We start from the raw sequence: 17,777 nt of genomic DNA, 5'->3' as shown, positions 1-17,777 counted from the left end.
GGACGACCGTCCGGACAAGAGTTGGGAAAGCGTGTTCCGGGATTGCGAAAACGTCTCCAATATCCGTACTTAAAAACGGAAAAAGCGGGGGCATATATCGCCCCCGTCTTTGTTATGCGTTCCGAAGTGTCTGACCGGATTACTTGATCAGGCGGGCTTCGATGATTTTGTCGATATGCGTGCGGATAGCTTCGTTGTCGATCTTCGTCACTACGTCCTCGGCGAAAGCGTAGAGCAACATCGCTCTGGCTTTTTCCTCGCCGATACCACGAGCGCGGAGGTAGAAGAGTTGTTCGTCTTCGAGCTGTCCGTTGGTGCATCCGTGCGAGCACTTCACGTCGTCGGCCCAGATTTCAAGCTGGGGTTTGGTGTTTACGCTGGCGTCGTCGCTAAGCAGGATGTTCTTGTTCGACTGGAAAGCGTTTGTCTTCTGGGCGTTTTGGCGCACGAAGATTTTTCCGTTGAACACACCCTTGGATTTACCGTCAAAGATGCCTTTGTAAAGCTCGTTGCTTTCGCAGTTAGGCATGGTGTGGTCGGCCACGGTGTGGTGGTCAACAACGCTTTTACCGTCAAGTAACGAAAGTCCGAACATGTTGGACTCGATATGCTCGCCGTCGAGTGAGAAGCGGAGGTTGTTACGGACCATGGCGCCTTCCACTGATACGGTGATGTTTGTAGCCACACTGCTTTTGCCTTGGTAGATATAGGTGTTGTTCACCTGATAAGCCTGGGCGTCGTTTTGCAGGTTGTATACTTTTACGTTGGCGTTATCGGCCACGAAGATTTCCGTAGCGCCGTTCTGGAAGCTGATTGCCTCGCCAACAGTGTTGTTCTCTACGTAGAAAGAAGCTTGTGCGTTCTCTCCAACAGTAATGATATTGCGTTGGAAAGAGAAAGCTTTGCGTCCGCGGGAATCCGAAATGTTGATAATGGCCGTCGGTTTTTCGACTACGGCGCTTTTCGGAACCTCGATGATTACTCCGCCTTCAAACAAAGCCGTGTTGGCCAAGAAGTAAGCGTCGTCGTGTTGCGTGCCTTTGGCCATGATGCCAGCTACGGCGTCAGCGTCTTCGGCAATCGCCTTGTTGATGTCGCGGATGCGGATTTCCTTTTCCGGGCTGATAATGCGGGAATGCTGCTCCGAGTATTGACCGTCAACGAAAACCAAAACGTTGGCGTCAAGGCCTTCGATCAGGAAACGTTTGTAGTCTTGCTCGGCTACGTCTTTGGCCGATGCCGTTTGGGCGTGGTCAAAGCGCTTTTCCAGCTGTCCGGTAATACGGAAATATTTGTACTCCTCGTCTTTGCCTACTGGCAGGCCCATTTCGGCGAGCTTTTCGGCGGCCGCTTTGCGGATGTCGGCAACGGCGCCTTCGCCTGTGGCCGATGCCACAACGTTGTCGTAACGGTCGAGGAATATGTCCTTGAGTGATTTTTTATCTACTGTCTGACTCATCGTGAAACTCTTTTAAGGTAAGACAAAGGAGGGCTTAGGCTTTGGCGTCGGCCTCTTCCTTGATCCAGTCGTAACCTTTTTCTTCGAGCTCCAAGGCGAGTTCTTTGGTTCCCGACTTCACGATGCGTCCGTTGTAAAGTACGTGTACGTAGTCCGGCACGATGTAGTCGAGTAGTCTTTGGTAGTGCGTTACCACGATAGTGGCGTTGTCGGCAGACTTGAGTTTGTTCACGCCGTTTGCGACGATACGGAGGGCGTCGATGTCGAGGCCGGAATCGGTTTCGTCAAGGATGGCGAGTTTTGGCTCAAGCATGGCCATTTGGAAAATCTCGTTACGCTTTTTCTCTCCGCCCGAGAAGCCTTCGTTGAGCGAACGGCTAAGCAAGGCTTGAGAAATTTCAACGAGCTCCATTTTCTTTTTCATCTCCGAAAGGAATTCCACGGAGTTAAGCGGCTCAAGGCCTCTGTACTCGCGGACTTCGTTTACGGCCGTTTTCATGAAGTTAACGGTGCTTACACCCGGGATTTCTACGGGGTATTGGAAAGCGAGGAATATGCCTTCGCGGGCGCGGTCTTCAGGAGCGAGGTCCAGAACGTCCTTGCCTTGGAATACGGCTTCTCCACCGGTTACTTCGAAGTCTTCGCGTCCGGCCAAAACGGAAGCCAAGGTACTTTTACCTGATCCGTTGGGGCCCATGATGGCGTGTACTTCGCCGGGTTTCACTTCCAGGTTGATTCCTTTGAGTATGTCTTTGTCCCCGATTTGGGCCTTAAGGTCTTTTATCTTAAGCATGATGGTATTCGGATGAAAATGAAAGTAAGGTTGATAAATACGGATGGCGGGCGTTTAGCCTACGCTTCCTTCGAGTGAGAGGGCGAGAAGTTTCTGCGCTTCCACGGCGAACTCCATCGGGAGTTTGTTGAGCACTTCTTTGCAGTATCCGTTCACGATAAGGGCTACGGCCTTTTCTGTGTCGATACCCCTTTGGTTGCAGTAGAAGAGCTGGTCTTCGCCGATTTTAGAAGTGGTGGCCTCGTGTTCCACCATAGCAGACTTATTGTCCACCTCGATGTATGGGAAGGTGTGCGCTCCGCATTTGTCACCCATCAGCAAAGAGTCGCATTGGGAGAAGTTCCGGGCGTTTTCGGCGCCTTTGAGAACTTTCACCAAACCGCGGTAGCTGTTCTGGCTTTTTCCGGCGGATACACCTTTGGATACGATTCGGCTTTTGGTGTTTTTGCCAATATGAATCATTTTGGTTCCCGTATCGGCCTGTTGCATGTTGTTGGTAACGGCCACGGAATAGAATTCGCCGATCGAGTAGTCTCCTTTGAGTACGCAGCTTGGGTACTTCCAAGTCACGGCCGATCCGGTCTCCACTTGTGTCCAAGACACTTTGGCGTGGTCGCCAGCGCAAAGGGCTCTTTTGGTTACGAAGTTAAAAATACCGCCTTTTCCGTCCTTGTCGCCGGGATACCAGTTTTGGACAGTTGAGTATTTCACTTCGGCGCCTTTGTTGGCGTAAATTTCCACTACGGCGGCGTGAAGCTGGTTTTCGTCGCGCATAGGTGCGGTACAGCCCTCAAGGTAGCTGACGTAAGAGTCGTCTTCGGCTACGATGAGCGTTCTTTCGAATTGGCCGGTACCCGAAGCGTTGATCCTGAAATAAGTGGAGAGTTCCATAGGACAACGGACGCCTTTCGGGATGTAGCAGAAAGAACCGTCGCTGAATACAGCCGAGTTAAGGGCCGCGTAGAAGTTGTCGGTCATCGACACTACGGAGCCGAGATATTTTTTTACCAATTCCGGGTGGTCTTTTACCGCTTCGCTGAACGAGCAGAAAATGACGCCGTCTTTGGCCAGTTTTTCTCTGAAAGTGGTTTTTACGGACACGCTGTCCAGTACGGCGTCCACGGCGACTTCCACGCCGGTGAGGCGTTTCTGTTCGTCAAGCGAGATGCCGAGTTTGTTGAATGTTTCGAGCAGTTCAGGGTCCACCTCGTCCAGGCTTTTCGGGCCTTCCTTCTGTTTGGGCGCCGAGTAGTAAATGATGTCCTGGAAGTCGGGTTTCTCGTATCCTACGTTTGCCCAGTCTGGCTCATCGAGTGTTAGCCAGTGCCGGTAGGCTTTCAGTCTCCATTCCAACAGCCACTCGGGCTCTTCCTTCTTCTTGGAAATGAACCGGATAATGTCCTCGTTGAGTCCTTTCGGAGCCGACTCCTGTTCGATGTCGGACGTAAAGCCGTACTTGTACTCTGAGCCGGTTACTTCCTCAAGAATTTCGTTGTCCTTACTCATATCGTTATTTAGACTGTTTCTATGAAAGCGGTGCAAATGTACTAAATATGACGAAAATAATGTTCATGGGTTTGAGTATGATTGCGTTGCCGACGTAAATATACTCCAATACGGGCTAATCCCATTTTTACGCACCATAAAAAATTGTAATAGTCTCATAGATCCGCCTTATAGTTTTCGCTTTTCTGTAAGCGGAAACCAAAGCCCCCAAACGAAAAAAGGCGCCTTTTGGGCGCCAAACAGTTATTTTTCCGTCCGCTAATCGCGGCGTTTTATTCTCCGAACTTGATGTGTCTAGAGAGACTTTCCTCCAAAGAGATAATGGTTTCCGTACGCTCGATGCCCTCCACTTTCTGGAGCTTGTCGTGCAACGTGTCCTTGAGGTGCCTGGTGTCTCGGCAATGAAGCTTCAGGAACATGTTATAGTTGCCTGTAGTGTAATGGATCCTCACGATCTCGGGGATTTTCTTGAGTTGCTCCAAAACGGAATCGTAAAGGGAGCTCCTCTCGAGGTAAATGCCTAGGAACGCGGTGATGTCATAACCCATCATGGCGTAGTCGATGTTAAGGGTCGTTCCTTTGACTATGCCCATTTCCTCCATTTTCCGCATCCGTACGTGGACCGTTCCGCCCGATACGAATACCTTTTTGGCTACCTCCGTGTACGGCGTTTTCGCGTCTTCGGTCAGGAGGCTCAGTATCTTAAGGTCGACGTTGTCAATGTCGTAATTTTTACTCATCTTCTTCACGGATAATTGCGATTTTGATAAATAACAGGGTACAAGATAGTCAAAATACGATAGTTTTGGCTTCTTGGTTTGCGATTTTTTTAAAAAACAGGGCCGTTTCGTAGCTTTGTGTCAGGGTTCGGAAGGGATTCGGCGAAGAATGGGGTTTACTTCGACGCCGATTTAATTTCCGTCCGGACTTTCATTTTGGGTTTATGTTGTTTTGTAAACGATTCGGGTTGGCTCCGAATCGTTTTTTTTATTCTTTTGATTTTTGTAAAATTGCAAAACAATACGCAATATTAATCATTAGTCGTAAAAAATCATCGGTTTTATTGAATTAATATTGCGAACTCATTAAAAAAATGACGGCTTATCGGTTTCCGGTGGCCGAAATAATACGCCAACACTGTTATGAGCCAAGATAGACCGTGGTATGCCGCTTATCCTGAGGGGATGGCGAGAGAGATTGACGTAACCGAGTATGTCTCGTTGCCCGATATGGTCGCCAGATCGATACGAAAGTTCGGGGATTCGGAAGCTTTCGTGAACATGGGGGTTTCCATTACTTTCAATGACGTAGACAGATTGTCGCGCGATTTCGCCGCATATCTTACAACTGGGCTCGGGCTCAAGAGAGGAGACCGCTTCGCTATCCAAATGCCGAACCTTCTTCAGTATCCGATAGCCGTTTTTGGCGCTTTGAGGGCTGGGTTGGTGGTCGTGAACACAAATCCTCTTTATACTCCAAGGGAACTTAAACATCAGTTACAGGATTCCGGAACGAAAGCGATATTGGTTGTCGAGAATTTCGCCAGTGTATTGCAGGAAGTTGTGGCCGATACTGATGTGGAGCATGTCATCGTAACTGGAGTGGGCGATCTTTTGGGATCGATCAAAGGTCCGGTGGTTAACTTTGCGGTGAAGTACGTGAAGAAGATGGTTCCGAAATATTCTTTGCCTGAAGCGATTCCTTTTAAAACGACTTTGAAGAAAGGGAAATCGATGAGTTTGGAGGAGCCGTCGCTTTGTCGTGATGATATAGCGTTGCTTCAATACACGGGAGGGACGACTGGAGTGGCCAAGGGTGCTGTGTTGACCCAAGGTAACGTAATCGCCAACATGCAGCAGACTTTGGCTTACATGTCGGCTGGGAATTTGGTGGAGAACAAGGAAGTGATGGTGACCGCTTTGCCTATTTATCACATTTTCTCCTTTACGGTCAACCTGATGGCGATGTTCAGCTATGGCCAAAAGAACGTTTTGATCACGAATCCAAGGGATCTTGACGCTTTTCTTAAGGATATGTCCAAATATGCCCCGACCGTCCTGACGGGTGTGAATACGCTCTTTAACCACATGATGAGCCACCCGGGCTTTGAAAAAGTGAATTTCAGCGGACTTAAAGTTACCGTAGGTGGCGGTATGGCCGTGCAGGAACATGTAGCCATTCGTTGGAAAGAGATGACGGGATGTTACCTTTCTGAAGGTTACGGATTGACTGAAGCTTCGCCGGTGGTAAGCTGTCAACCTCTTAACGGAAACGGTAAAGTTGGGACTATTGGCTTGCCGTTCCCGAGTACGGATGTGAAAATAGTTTCTGACGAAGGGGAAACTCTTTCGACCGGGGAAGTTGGAGAGCTTTTGGTGAAAGGCCCGCAAGTGATGCGCGAGTATTGGAAGCGTCCAGACGAAACCAAGGACGTGTTTAGTGAAGACGGTTGGTTAAAGACTGGCGATATGGCCAAGATCGATTCGGAGGGCTATGTCACAATCGTGGATCGTAAAAAAGAGATGATCAACGTTTCCGGTTTCAATGTTTACCCTAATGAGGTGGAGGACGTAGTGTCAAGCCATCCGGGGGTGTTTGAAGTCGGGGCTATTGGCGTGCCGAACGAGCGTTCTACGGAAGTGGTTAAAATATATGTTGTTAAAAAAGATCCTTCGCTCACGAAAGAAGAGTTAAGGAAGTATTGTAAAAAACAGCTGACTGCTTATAAAGTGCCGAAAGAAGTTGAGTTTGTGGATGAATTGCCTAAGTCGAATGTAGGTAAGATATTGAGACGCAAACTTAAGGAAATGGATGCCAAAAGTCGTTGAGGCGGTTTTTGAGGTTCAAACTAAGAAAATATTACAAGCCAGATTTATATCTGGCTTTTTTCATATTTAACAAAAAGATAATATACAGTTGTGGGAGCCTTAGTGTAAGTCTCCGGGCCTTGGTGTACTTTTGTGGCCTAAACATAGGCCAGCGATGTTCAAATTTTCAAGTATTAAACTAAAATTCCGTCTTGCGTTTTTCGGTTTGATTTTTCTTTCGGCAATAGGTGGGGGGCTCTCATTTGTGTTGCTTGAAAAGGTGGGGGGCTTTCATGAGACGGAACGGCAGATCAGGGATGTAGTGTCATTGCTTGACGCTTGTCGCGGAGCCGAAAAGGATTTTTTGCTATATGGAAGTAAGTCGCCTTCGTTTTTTAAAACTTTTGAAGATACGGCGGTCACTACACACGCCGAAAGTGTAAAGCGAATAAATGTTATTCTGAATTCCCTGAAAAAAGATGAGAATCTCGAGGATTTGGGCCTCGTTGGGGACGTGTCAGGTTTGCAGGCCGCTATTGTTTCATACTCTCGGTGTTTCGACAAATTAGTTGAGGCGAAATACCAGCGAGGATTCAAAGATTGGGGGCTGGTGGGGCGCATGCGCCGTTATGTGCACGATTTGCAACAGTGTCCTTCGGCTCAGGAGAAAGTTTTCGCTTTTTCGTTGAGAAGGCACGAGAAGGATTTTATGCTGAGGCAGGATGAGCGTTATGCGGACAAGTTGCAGAAAACCGCTCGGGATTTTCAAGAATTTGTAAGGGAGGCTTCTTTGCCTCATATGTCGGCCTCTTATGTGGAGGAGTACAGCGGCGTGATTGACGCTTATGTTCGCCAATTCGAGAAAGTGGTGGAGATAGACCGTTTGATCGGTTTTACGGCGGACAGTGGTTTGTCCGGTCAATTGGCGGATATTGTTGCGGATGCGGAGCCGAGAGTTGAGAGCCTGTATGATGGGATTCGGATTAAAAGTGAAGAGATGGAGGCGCGCGCCCTTTGGGTGAGTTCGGTGGCTTTGGCTTTGTTGCTAATCGTTGGCGGGATGTTGAGTTTCTATTTTTCGTCAGTGATTTCAAGGCCTATACGTGTTCTGGATAGAGTGGCGAAGTCGGTTTTGAAAGGGGACAGAAAGCAAGATAAGGTTCTTGAGAAGTTTCACCTGAATGATGAGATGGGGAGTTTGATTAAAAACTTTCGCTCAATGCTGAAGCAAATCAGGAAGCAGGTGGATCAGATAAAATTGAAAAACGAAGCGTTGGAGGCGAAAGGGAAAGAGGACAAAGCGAGAAGAAAACACGCTGAGGGAATGGCGGATTTGGCGGGGATTCTTCGTAAGTACCGGACGTCGAAAAACGTTCTTTGCGAGGAAGTCTTGAATTTTTTGATGTCGTTTACCAACGCCAACATGGGGGGGCTGTTTGTCCGTGAGGAAGAAGTTATGAAAATGTGCGCCACTTATGCGTCCGGAAAGCGTAAATACATGGAAAGCGAATTCCGAAAAGGAGAGGGGCTTGTAGGGCGAGTATGGCAGGAGAGGAGCGCTGTCAGGATGAACGATTTGCCGGAAGAGTACATGAAGATTCGTTCGGGTTTGGGTGAGGTTTCCCCTAAATATGTTTGCTTGGAACCCGTCGCTCACGGAGATGGTGAGGTGAACGGCGTTTTGGAGCTGGCTTGGTTAAAAGAGCCGGATGAGCAAATGTTGGAGTTTGCCAATGCCGTTGCCGAGCAATTGTCCTATGCGTTGGACGCAATGTACATGCAGGAAACCACCGCGACATTGCTAAACGAATCGCGGGCGATGTCGGAGGAATTGCAAAGCAATGAAGAGGAGTTGAGGCAAAACTTGGAGGAAATGGCGGCGACAAGGGAGAGTTTGGAAGGTGTGATTAATGAGAAGGCCGAACAAATTTCTTTACAGGCGTCCAGAGGCGATATGTTTAGGGACCTGTTAAAAGCCAAATTCGGTGAGATGCTGGTTGCGGATGCCGATTTCAGGATTGTAAGTGCCGAGGCCGAAAGTTGGGGGAATATCGAAAAGATGCTGAATCCCGATCTGGTGGAGAAGTTGGCGAAAGACGAGGCGCTGGTGTTGGACGGTTACGGTACTTATAATGATGTGAAAATCGGAGGTCGGACCGTGAAATCTGTGGAAGTGTATCGCAGAAGGGCGAAAGGCGAAGTTTTTTATCTGTTGCTGTTTTCTTATAGCCAAAAAACTGAGCTGGTGGATGGGTGACCCTAAAAGATTGTTTTCTTTAAAAATAGAAAAGGCGAAGAATCAGATTCTTCGCCTTCTTTATGCTTTGTGGTTAGCCAAAAGAGATCAACTTATTTTGTTGTCTTCTTTTTAGTGGTGGCTTTCTTTCTTGTTGTGCGCTTGGTTTTCTTCGGTTCCTCTTCGATGATGTCAACAACATCGGCGAAGATTCTTCCGCACTGCTCACAAACGATAACTTTTTTGCGCTCGCGAACATCGGCTTGCCTCTGCGGAGGAACGATGTTAAAGCAACCGCCACAAGCGTTACGCTCAACGGCAACTACGGCCAAACCGTTTCTGGCGTTGTCGCGGATACGGTCATAAGCGCGCTGAAGTCTCTGCTCCACTTGCTTGTAGGCGCGTTCGCGACTACGGAGAAGCTTGGCTTCGTCGTCTTCGCTCTCCTTCATGATCGTGTCGAGCTCCTCACGCTTGCTGTCCAAATCTTTTTGGCGCTCGGCGAGGGTTTCGTTCGTAGCGTCGATCTTTTCTTTTTTCCGGTCGATTTCCTGAAGAGCTTCGCGCGTACGCTTCTCAAGGATCTGGATTTCCAGTGTCTGGAGTTCCACTTCCTTGGTGATGGCGTCATACTCGCGGTTGTTGCGGACGTTCATCTGCTGCTCCTCGTACTTCTTGATCAGCTGGCGCGCGCTTTCGATTCCGTTGTTGTTGCCTTGGATGGTGGCCTCAAGTTCCTCGATTTCGCCGTTGATCTTAGAGATACGCGTGTTGTAACCTTCAATCTCGTCCTCCAAGTCGCGGACCTCTTCGGGCAACGCGCCCCGGATTTTCTTGATTTCGTCAAGCTGTGAGTCTATCGACTGGAGCTTTTTTAACGCATCTAGCTTCTGTGCTACAGTACTCTCCATAAAGACCTTTAAATATAATGAACGGGATTGGTGTTAATATCGGATAAATAGAGTGCAATACTAGGAAATTTATCGGACAAATGCTCGTGAAAGAGTTCTTTTGTGAAAGCTTCGCTCTCATAGTGGCCAATGTCCGCGATCATGACTTTCCCTTCGGCGTCGAAGAACTCGTGATACTTGAAGTCTCCGGTGACGAAAGCGTCGGCGCCGACGGCCTTGGCGCGCTTGAGCAGGAAGCTTCCCGAACCGCCACATACGGCGACTTTCCTAATCTCAGACTCAAAGCCGGTATAACGTATAGTGTCAAGATTCATGCATTTTTTCAGATGCAGAAGGAATTTTTCGGCGTCCATCGCTTCCGGCAACACACCCACCATGCCCGAACCTGTCTCTTGGTTCGTGTTTTCGAGGCGGTGGAGGTAGTACGCCACTTCCTCGTAAGGGTGGGCGTTGTTCAGCGCACTGATTACGTTTCCTTTCATATATTCTGGGAAAATCACCTCGACACGGCATTCGTCGACACTTTCCAAAGTGCCGTGCGCGCCGATATGGGGATTTGATTTTTCTCCGGGTTGAAAAAATCCCGTGCCCGAACTGCGGAAACTACAGTTTTTGTACTCACCGATTTGTCCGGCGCCGGCTTCGTTGAGCGCTTGAGTGACCTTGTCGGCGTCTTTTTCCGGGACGAATGTGGTAAGCTTAAACAGGTTTTGCGATTTCGGGGCGAGAATTTTCGTGTCAAGCAAACCGATTTTCTCCGCTATTTTCCCGTTTACTCCGCCGTTGGCCACATTGTCTAAGTTTGTGTGGGCAGCGTAAATTGCGATGTCGTTTTTGATCGCTTTGATTACAGTCCGTTCCACATAATCGCGGCCTGTGAAGGTTTTTAGACCCCTGAAAACGATCGGATGGTGGGCCACAATCATGTTGCACCCTTTTTCAATCGCTTCGTCCACGATTTCCTCGGTAGTGTCCAAGGTGATGAGAATGCCTTGGCAGTCCAAGTTGGCGTCGCCGGTGATAAGGCCGGCGTTATCGTAACTTTCCTGCAACGCGGGTGGCGCTATTCGTTCTAAAAAACGTATGACTTCTTTTATTTTAATCATAATTCCGAGACTTTTGCGTAAGCTGTCACGGCGAATTTACGCGATGAGAACGAGTCGCACACGGTTTTCCCGGCCGTTTTCCGGGGATAGTTTTTTGTGGGAAATGTATGCGTTGGAACCAACTGTTGTTAAGCCCCTTCAGTCTAGCTTACCGGGCTGTTACGGACTTCAGAAATCATCTGTTTGATATTGGGTACAAAAAATCGTTCCAGTTTGACGTTCCGGTTATCGGTGTCGGTAACTTGACGGTGGGCGGTACCGGAAAAACTCCTATGGTGGAATATCTGGTTCGTCTGCTGGCAAATCGTGAGAAAGTGGTGACTTTAAGTCGCGGTTACGGTCGTAAAACAAAAGGTTTCAGGGTAGTGGGCGAAGGCGATTCTCCGGAAACAGTTGGGGACGAGCCGTTCCAGATGTTCGAGAAGTTTTCGGGTAAAGTGACCGTAACGGTAGGCGAGGAGCGTTCCGTAGCGATTCCGATTATCCTTCATGAATTCGAAGAAACAAGCACGATAATCCTTGATGACGCTTTTCAGCATCGCTATGTCAGCCCGTCTCTCAATATAATGTTGACCGATTACGGAAGACCGTTCTGGGAGGATTACGTTTTGCCCGCGGGGAGGCTGAGAGAATCGAGAAAAGGAGCTGGCCGTGCGGATATCGTGGTGGTGACCAAATGTCCGGGCGAATTGTCCGAAGCCGAAATGGCGACAATGGAACGGAATGTGAAAGAATATGCGGGAAGCGAAACGCCGGTGTGTTTTACCACTATCGGCTACGTCGAGCCCGTCTCGATGTCCGGTTCGGATGGAGAGCTAACTGGACCGGTGGCGCTGGTTAGCGGACTGGGCAATGCTGAACCCTTTGAGCGCTATGCGAAGGGGAGGTTTGAAGTGGCCGCAAATTTCCGTTTCGGGGATCATCATAAATATTCGGAAAAAGACGGGGAAAAGATAGCCTCGGCGGGTCTGGACGTGTTGACTACGGAAAAAGACTCCGTGAAATTGTCGGATTTATCCGCATTGTCGGGTGTGTCCCTGTATTATTTGCCGATTGAGACACGTTTTCTTAAAGGGGAGAGTATTTTTGTGAAGTTGGTGGAGGAGACTCTGGAAAAATATAAGAAGTAGACAGATTATAGTGGATAGATATTTCAAAACATTAACGGTTGTAGCGATTCTTTTCGGAGCGATAACAGGAACTTTCGCGCAAGGCAACCTTAGAAGGGATGATACGCCTGACCGGACGGGAGGTGGCAGGAAAAGTATCTTGGATGATTCTTCCAAGCTGGTTTACAACCCGAACACGTTGGTGTTTACCAAATTGGCTGATGTGAAGTACGATTTGGGAACGACTTATTCGGTAGATACTACACTGAGCAAGTTTTATAAATGGGACACTCGCTCGGGTTCAGATTATACAATCCAGAATTTGGGCAATGTAGGGACGGCGGCCAAAGAGGTGTTCTTCACGCCACCGAAAATCATCGGAAAGACTTCGGGTTTTTCGGTGTATGATTATTACTTCAAGTCTGCCGACAAGGTCAAGTTCTATAATACAAAATCGCCTTACACCAGCCTCTATTGGGCTTTGGGGAGTAATTCGAGGTCTGTTTTGGACGTGAGCTTCAGTAGGAACATCACGCCATTGTGGAACATCGGAGCTGATTTTTCTTTTAACGATGTGGACAAGGCCGTCGCCCGATCGACGAGAAACGATACGGAAACGCGGACCACGCAGTTTGACATTTATACTTGGTATAAAGCGAAAAGCGGGCGGTATGAATTGTTGGCGAACTTTACCACCTTTTCAAATGAGGTTCGGGAGACAGGGGGCGTGTTGATACCTACCAATGGTGTTTTTAGTTACGATGACGCCCGGTTGGTGTTAAATGACACAGACGCCGAGGCGAAAGACAAGCGGACGAATGTTCACCTTTTTCATCAATATAATTTGCTCAATGGTTTGGGAGTGTACCATGAGGCTGATTGGTTGTCTACTTCGAATCGCTACGAAGCCTTTGAGAATGACGCCTCAAAGGCCAAGTATCCGATTTTGATGGGAAAAGACACTACTAGTGAACGTTCGACTTTTACGTCGCTTACGAACGAGATGGGCGTGAAAGGGCATTGGCGCAAGTGGTATTACCAAGCCTTTTTCAAAAACAGAGTTTTAAGCTTTAGTCAAAAATTCGTTTCCGGAACGGAAGACGATATAGAGAATTCTGTTGGCGGCTATATGCGTCTCGATATTGATTCCACTAACCGAATTAGCCTAAGAGGTGAACTTTTGTTGACAGGAGACCACCGATTCTCGGGAAAATACGAAGGGGATTGGTTCGATGTCAGCTACGTTAGGGAGCAATATGCGGCGCCGTATATCTATGATCGGTATACTACCAACCACCAAGATTGGAGCGAGAGCTTTAACTCACAACAAGTGGATCAGATCAAAGGGCGGGCTAAGTTTGACTGGCGAGGCTGGTTCCATTTCTATCCAGGCATAACGCTTACGAACTTTGCCAATTACCTGTATTTCGTAAATGTGACACCGGCGGATGAGCAAGTATCAGTGGACCCGACACAAGAGGATGGAAGGCCAAAATATAAGAGCCTTCGTCCTGTACAGATTCAGCCCCGCCAGACGAGTGGCGTAGCGCAAGTGCTTTCGCCTGAGGCTGAATTTGAAGCTACGTTCGGCAATTTTGGTTTTAAAGGAAAAGCGGTTTACTCTATTGTGACTGGCGGTTCCAGCGATGTGTTTCCTATGCCTGACCTGTTTGTCAATGCCGGAGTGTATTGGGAGAATAAGGTTATCATGAATAAAATAGGCTTGAGATTGGGAGTGGATGTCCATTGGGCTTCCGAATATTACGCTTATGGATACGATCCGACATCTCAGCAATTTTACTTGCAACAAGAATCAGGTACCTCAAACTCTATTTCTGTGGAAGGTTTCACAAATGTGGACCTTTATATGAATATCAAGATGAAATACTTCAGGCTCTTCTTGAAATACAGAGACGCCACGCTGGCCCAAGACCAAGTTAATTTTGTGACGCCTTATTACGTAGTGGCCGAACCTGGGCTGGACTTCGGTATCAGCTGGTTTTTCTTTGATTGACAGTTGAAAACGAGCTTTTGAAATAAAAACCGCATTCTTTTGAAAAAGGGTGCGGTTTTGTTTTTTGAAGAATAATCGGGGCGTATAAACCCGGTTTTCGATTTTTTTATGTGGAATAAGAGGAATATTTTGTTTTATCTGTTTTTCGGCTTTTGATAGATCATTTCGTGTTTGTGCGTCATTCAGATTTTTTCACGAAAAAGATTTCGAATCAAAGAATTTAATTCCTTTCCCCCCGTTTCTTGCCAAGAGCCATTTTTACGTGACTCATCGCGGAATATCCAGCGGGAGTACGTACATTTGCGGGCCCTAATTTTCAGGGGAGAAATGTCTTTAGTAAGGTGTTGTGAATGAGTGATTTGACGAAAGGAAAGGAATTGCCGGCTATATTGAAGTTGGCGTTGCCTATAATGGGGACATCGTTTGTGCAGATGGCCTATAATATGACCGACATTGCGTGGTTGGGACGTTTGGGAAGCGATTCCGTTGCGGCGGTCGGCGCGGCGGGTTTCTTGGTTTGGCTCGGAAATTCCCTGATGATGACCACGAAGATCGGGGCCGAAGTGGGGATTGCCCAATCAATAGGCCGTAGTGATATGGGAATGGCCAGGAGAGTGGCTGGTGCGGCCACTACGCTGGCATTGGTTTTTGCCAGCGTTTACGCTTTGTTTTCCCTGTTTTTCGCCCCAAACCTTATAGGTTTCTTTGGTTTTAGCGAAACGGGAGTGGCCGAACAGGCAATTCTGTATCTGCGGATAGTTTCGGGCGGTATGGTATTCGCCTATCTCAACCAGACGTTTTCGGGTGTTTTTAACGGAAAAGGGGATGGTCGCACGCCGTTTTATGTCAATACGTTGGGGTTGGTGGTTAATATGGCGCTTGACCCCTTGTTGATTTTCGGATACGGGCCATTTCCTGCAATGGGCGTAGCCGGCGCCGCTATGGCTACCGTGCTGTCGCAGTTTATAGTGGCTGTGGTATTTGCTGTTTTGCTTAAAGGAAAGAAAACCCCGTTGGGCAAGCCCCAGCTGTTCGGAAAGTTGGAGAAGGTGACGGTGAAACCGATCGTATCGGTAGGTTTTCCCGTGGCGGCGCAGATGGCGCTTTTCTCCGTAATTGCCATGGTCGTAACCCGTTTGGTTTCGGGTTGGGGCGCTTTGCCTGTCGCTGTACAGAGTGTGGGGGCGCAGATCGAGGCTATTTCCTGGATGACGGCAAGCGGTTTCGCTACGGCGTTAGGAACATTTACGGGTCAGAACTTCGGGTCGAAAAAATTAGGGCGGATCAAGCGGGGGTACTTTGGCACATTGTTGCTGATGACGGTCGTTGGGTTGTTGCCGACTCTACTGTTCGTATTCTTTGGCAAAGAAGTCTTTTCTTTATTTATTCCGGAAAAGGAACCAATAGAATTGGGAGGGATTTATCTGAGGATATTGGCGGTTTCGCAGATCTTTATGATTTGGGAAATCACTACTTCCGGGTTGTTTAACGGTGTGGGTAAAAGTAATATTCCTTCGTATGTCGGGATAGTTTTTACCGCTTTGAGAATTCCTGCGGCGATTTACCTTTCCGATGTGTTGGATTGGGGCGTGGAAGGAATCTGGTGGGCGATTACGTTCTCGTCTATCTTAAAAGGTGTGATTTTGGTCGCTTGGGCTTTTGCGCGCCTGCTTCCGGAGCTGAATGCCAAACACGATGAGGTTTTGGCCAAGGAGCAGCCAATGGTTGTCTAAGGAAGTACAGTAACAAAAAACGCCCACTGATTAACTGCGAACATCATTCGCTCGGTTAGTCAGTGGGCGTTTTTCTTAGTTGAAGTTTTTATTCTAAAACGGGTCCCGATGTTGGCGGAGCCTAAAGGCGGAGGAGAGCAAAAACACTCCGAGTATTATCATATAAATTCCAATGACAAAGGTAATGGCTATAGCCCCGGCTATGGGATGTTTGAAAAGAATCAAGGCGAAGGCGATAGAAGCGACGCCTCCAAGCCCCCACAGCCAGCCGTCATGCAAGCGGAAGGCTGCCAATAGTTGCATGGCGCCTGTGGCGAAAGCCCAAGCTCCCATCAGTATCAACAAAACTTCGGCGGACGGTGCGGGATAGTAAATAACGATTACGCCAATGATAATATCCAAAAGGCCTTCAAAAATCCAGAGGCCGCGGTGGGGAAGTGTTTTTTTGTAGCGGATAGCGCCCGAGAAAACCAGAATTCCGCTGATAATGGCCAGAAAGCCGAAGTAGTAGACAAGCGTTTCGAAAGCCAGACTGGTGCGAACTACGGCGAAAATGCCGAATAACAAGGCGGCCAGACCCTTTAGGGCCGTGGCCCACCAGTTTTCGTATACGTATTTTTTCATGGGACGGAGAGTGTCTTTACTCCGTCGGGGCAAAATCTGAGCCGGGAGTTTAGTCCCGGATGATTTCGAATGCCGTTTCTATCTCCGCCGTTTTTTCGAGCATCTTGCTTACGGAACAATATTTTTCTACCGAAAGGTCAATGGCCTTGCGTACTTTGTTCTCGTCCAAGTCACCGTGGAGGCGGTATGTGACCTTGATTTTTTCGAAAACCGACGGAGTAGCGTCCACTCTTGAGCCGTCCACCTCGATAGTGAATTTGCCCAACGGCTGTTTCTGTTTTTTCAGTATGCTGATAATGTCGATGGCGCTGCAACCACCTACGCCGGCCAGCAACAGTTGCATCGGGCTGACGCCTTGTCCGCTACCTCCGTGGCTTGCGGAAGTATCCATTTCGATTGTATTTCCGTTTTCGTTGGACGCCCGCATGTGGAACGCGTCGTCGAGACGTTCGATATTTACCTTCATTTTAATGTGGTTTGGAAAGGTGAACCGGCGAATGCCGGACTGTCTGCGCTAATTTACTAAAATGTAGCCCGTCTCTTATGGGCGCTCAAGCCTTTTTATTAACTTCGATTACGATTGACTATCGAATAACCTAACGAAACATGAAAACAATAGACGCATTAGGCTTGAAAGAGATGCGTGACCAGGGCGAAGACTTTGTTCTGATTGACGTAAGGGAAGAGAACGAGTACCAATTGACTAATATTGGCGGGGAATTTATGCCGCTGAGCCGTTTAAACGATTTTGTTGAGCAAATTCCTGAAGACAAGAAAGTGGTTGTGATGTGCCGTAGCGGTGTGCGTAGCGCCAGAGCCATCGAACAACTTGAGCGTCTAGGATTTGAGAATTGCTATAATCTTGAAGGTGGTATCCTTGATTATGGCAAAAAAGTGGACAAGAGCGTTATCCAGTACTGATACTGTTTGGAGCCTTCCCCGTTAAGGCTGGGGAGGCTCCATAATCAGGATTTTTTGCGTTAGTTTTGTTTCCAGACTCACTGTATCGCTTACGATAAAGGTTAGGTTATAAACCCCTTGGGCCGTTTGGTAAACTGTGCCATTGACCGTAAACGAGGAAGGGACTATACTGTCGTTGACCAACACTGTAGCTTCTTTTCTCCCCAATAAGTCTCCGTCCGTTTCGTATTGCCAGCCACGGGTTCCCTCTTTTTCCGTTTCCGTGTATTCCACTTCCAGAATAAAACCCGAAAGCGAGTGGCTGTCCGCCACATCTGCGGAGAATTTCAACGTGTCTCCGAACAGAAATAACGGAGCTGTCTTTCCGTCGGGTAGCGTGCCGGTCCGTTTTCCTATTTTAACGTTTTTGATTGTGGGATAATCGTTCCTGTCCGAGTCGTCCGGACCGTTGCAGGAGTGCAAGGAAAACACGATTATTGACGCAAGTAAGATATATAAAGATTTCATAGACATTTTTTACATCAAGCCGGTTAGTGATGGACTTGTTTGGCAACTCTT

The 17,777-nt window shown here is 48.1% G+C and carries 15 protein-coding genes; 6 read left to right on the top strand and 9 right to left on the bottom strand.

What is annotated here, in order from left to right; all coding sequences use genetic code 11:
* Window positions 1–139: 139 nt before the first annotated feature.
* From sufD to AABK39_RS13030, 4 genes are all read right to left on the bottom strand, one after another.
* Window positions 140–1,459: a Fe-S cluster assembly protein SufD gene (sufD, locus tag AABK39_RS13045; protein ID WP_338391786.1), complete on the bottom strand. Its 1,320-nt coding sequence runs from the start codon at window positions 1,457–1,459 to the stop codon at window positions 140–142.
* 34 nt (window positions 1,460–1,493) lie between these two features.
* On the bottom strand, window positions 1,494–2,252 hold the full coding sequence (gene sufC, locus AABK39_RS13040; RefSeq protein ID WP_338391785.1) for a Fe-S cluster assembly ATPase SufC: 759 nt from the start codon (window positions 2,250–2,252) through the stop codon (window positions 1,494–1,496).
* Between the two features lie 54 nt (window positions 2,253–2,306).
* Window positions 2,307–3,758, bottom strand: coding sequence for a Fe-S cluster assembly protein SufB (gene sufB / locus AABK39_RS13035; RefSeq protein ID WP_338391784.1), 1,452 nt, complete (start codon window positions 3,756–3,758; stop codon window positions 2,307–2,309).
* Between the two features lie 272 nt (window positions 3,759–4,030).
* Window positions 4,031–4,498 (bottom strand): Lrp/AsnC ligand binding domain-containing protein, encoded by a 468-nt coding sequence (locus AABK39_RS13030; RefSeq protein ID WP_338391783.1) that lies wholly within the window; start codon window positions 4,496–4,498, stop codon window positions 4,031–4,033.
* Window positions 4,499–4,900: 402 nt separating this feature from the next.
* Between AABK39_RS13030 and AABK39_RS13025 the strand changes: the two genes are divergently transcribed.
* Together AABK39_RS13025 and AABK39_RS13020 are read left to right on the top strand one after the other, a co-directional pair.
* Window positions 4,901–6,586, top strand: coding sequence for an AMP-binding protein (locus AABK39_RS13025; RefSeq protein WP_338391782.1), 1,686 nt, complete (start codon window positions 4,901–4,903; stop codon window positions 6,584–6,586).
* 154 nt (window positions 6,587–6,740) lie between these two features.
* Window positions 6,741–8,822 carry a GAF domain-containing protein gene (locus tag AABK39_RS13020; RefSeq protein WP_338391781.1) on the top strand — a complete coding sequence of 694 codons (2,082 nt, stop codon included), beginning with the start codon at window positions 6,741–6,743 and terminating at the stop codon, window positions 8,820–8,822.
* Between the two features lie 92 nt (window positions 8,823–8,914).
* On the opposite strand, the gene AABK39_RS13015 is transcribed toward AABK39_RS13020, so the two are convergent.
* Complete coding sequence (locus AABK39_RS13015) at window positions 8,915–9,712, bottom strand: zinc ribbon domain-containing protein (protein ID WP_338391780.1); 798 nt, start codon at window positions 9,710–9,712, stop codon at window positions 8,915–8,917.
* Between the two features lie 8 nt (window positions 9,713–9,720).
* Window positions 9,721–10,818: a Nif3-like dinuclear metal center hexameric protein gene (locus tag AABK39_RS13010; protein WP_338391779.1), complete on the bottom strand. Its 1,098-nt coding sequence runs from the start codon at window positions 10,816–10,818 to the stop codon at window positions 9,721–9,723.
* A gap of 107 nt (window positions 10,819–10,925) precedes the next feature.
* Between AABK39_RS13010 and lpxK the strand changes: the two genes are divergently transcribed.
* The 3 genes from lpxK (at window position 10,926) to AABK39_RS12995 (ending at window position 15,674) form a co-directional block, all read left to right on the top strand.
* Window positions 10,926–11,948: a tetraacyldisaccharide 4'-kinase gene (gene lpxK / locus AABK39_RS13005; RefSeq protein ID WP_338391778.1), complete on the top strand. Its 1,023-nt coding sequence runs from the start codon at window positions 10,926–10,928 to the stop codon at window positions 11,946–11,948.
* Between the two features lie 10 nt (window positions 11,949–11,958).
* Window positions 11,959–13,941, top strand: a complete 1,983-nt coding sequence (locus AABK39_RS13000) for a putative porin (protein ID WP_338391777.1) — start codon at window positions 11,959–11,961, stop codon at window positions 13,939–13,941.
* A 350-nt stretch (window positions 13,942–14,291) separates the two neighbouring features.
* Entirely contained in the window at window positions 14,292–15,674 is a 1,383-nt protein-coding gene (locus AABK39_RS12995) for an MATE family efflux transporter (protein ID WP_338391776.1), read from the top strand.
* A gap of 93 nt (window positions 15,675–15,767) precedes the next feature.
* Here the strand turns inward: AABK39_RS12995 and AABK39_RS12990 are convergent, their stop codons facing one another.
* Both AABK39_RS12990 and AABK39_RS12985 read right to left on the bottom strand, forming a co-directional pair.
* Window positions 15,768–16,298 carry an HdeD family acid-resistance protein gene (locus tag AABK39_RS12990; RefSeq protein WP_338391775.1) on the bottom strand — a complete coding sequence of 177 codons (531 nt, stop codon included), beginning with the start codon at window positions 16,296–16,298 and terminating at the stop codon, window positions 15,768–15,770.
* Between the two features lie 49 nt (window positions 16,299–16,347).
* Window positions 16,348–16,764, bottom strand: a complete 417-nt coding sequence (locus AABK39_RS12985; RefSeq protein ID WP_338391774.1) for an OsmC family protein — start codon at window positions 16,762–16,764, stop codon at window positions 16,348–16,350.
* Between the two features lie 140 nt (window positions 16,765–16,904).
* On the opposite strand from AABK39_RS12985, the gene AABK39_RS12980 reads away from it, so the two are divergent.
* Window positions 16,905–17,219, top strand: a complete 315-nt coding sequence (locus tag AABK39_RS12980; protein WP_338391773.1) for a rhodanese-like domain-containing protein — start codon at window positions 16,905–16,907, stop codon at window positions 17,217–17,219.
* 21 nt (window positions 17,220–17,240) lie between these two features.
* On the opposite strand, the gene AABK39_RS12975 is transcribed toward AABK39_RS12980, so the two are convergent.
* On the bottom strand, window positions 17,241–17,726 hold the full coding sequence (locus AABK39_RS12975) for a DUF4625 domain-containing protein (protein WP_338391772.1): 486 nt from the start codon (window positions 17,724–17,726) through the stop codon (window positions 17,241–17,243).
* Window positions 17,727–17,777 lie beyond the last annotated feature (51 nt).

Origin of the sequence: Fulvitalea axinellae, assembly GCF_036492835.1 — a bacterium.
GTDB classification, from domain to species: Bacteria; Bacteroidota; Bacteroidia; order Cytophagales; family Cyclobacteriaceae; genus Fulvitalea; species Fulvitalea axinellae.
This window is presented reverse-complemented; position numbering and strand designations above follow the sequence as displayed.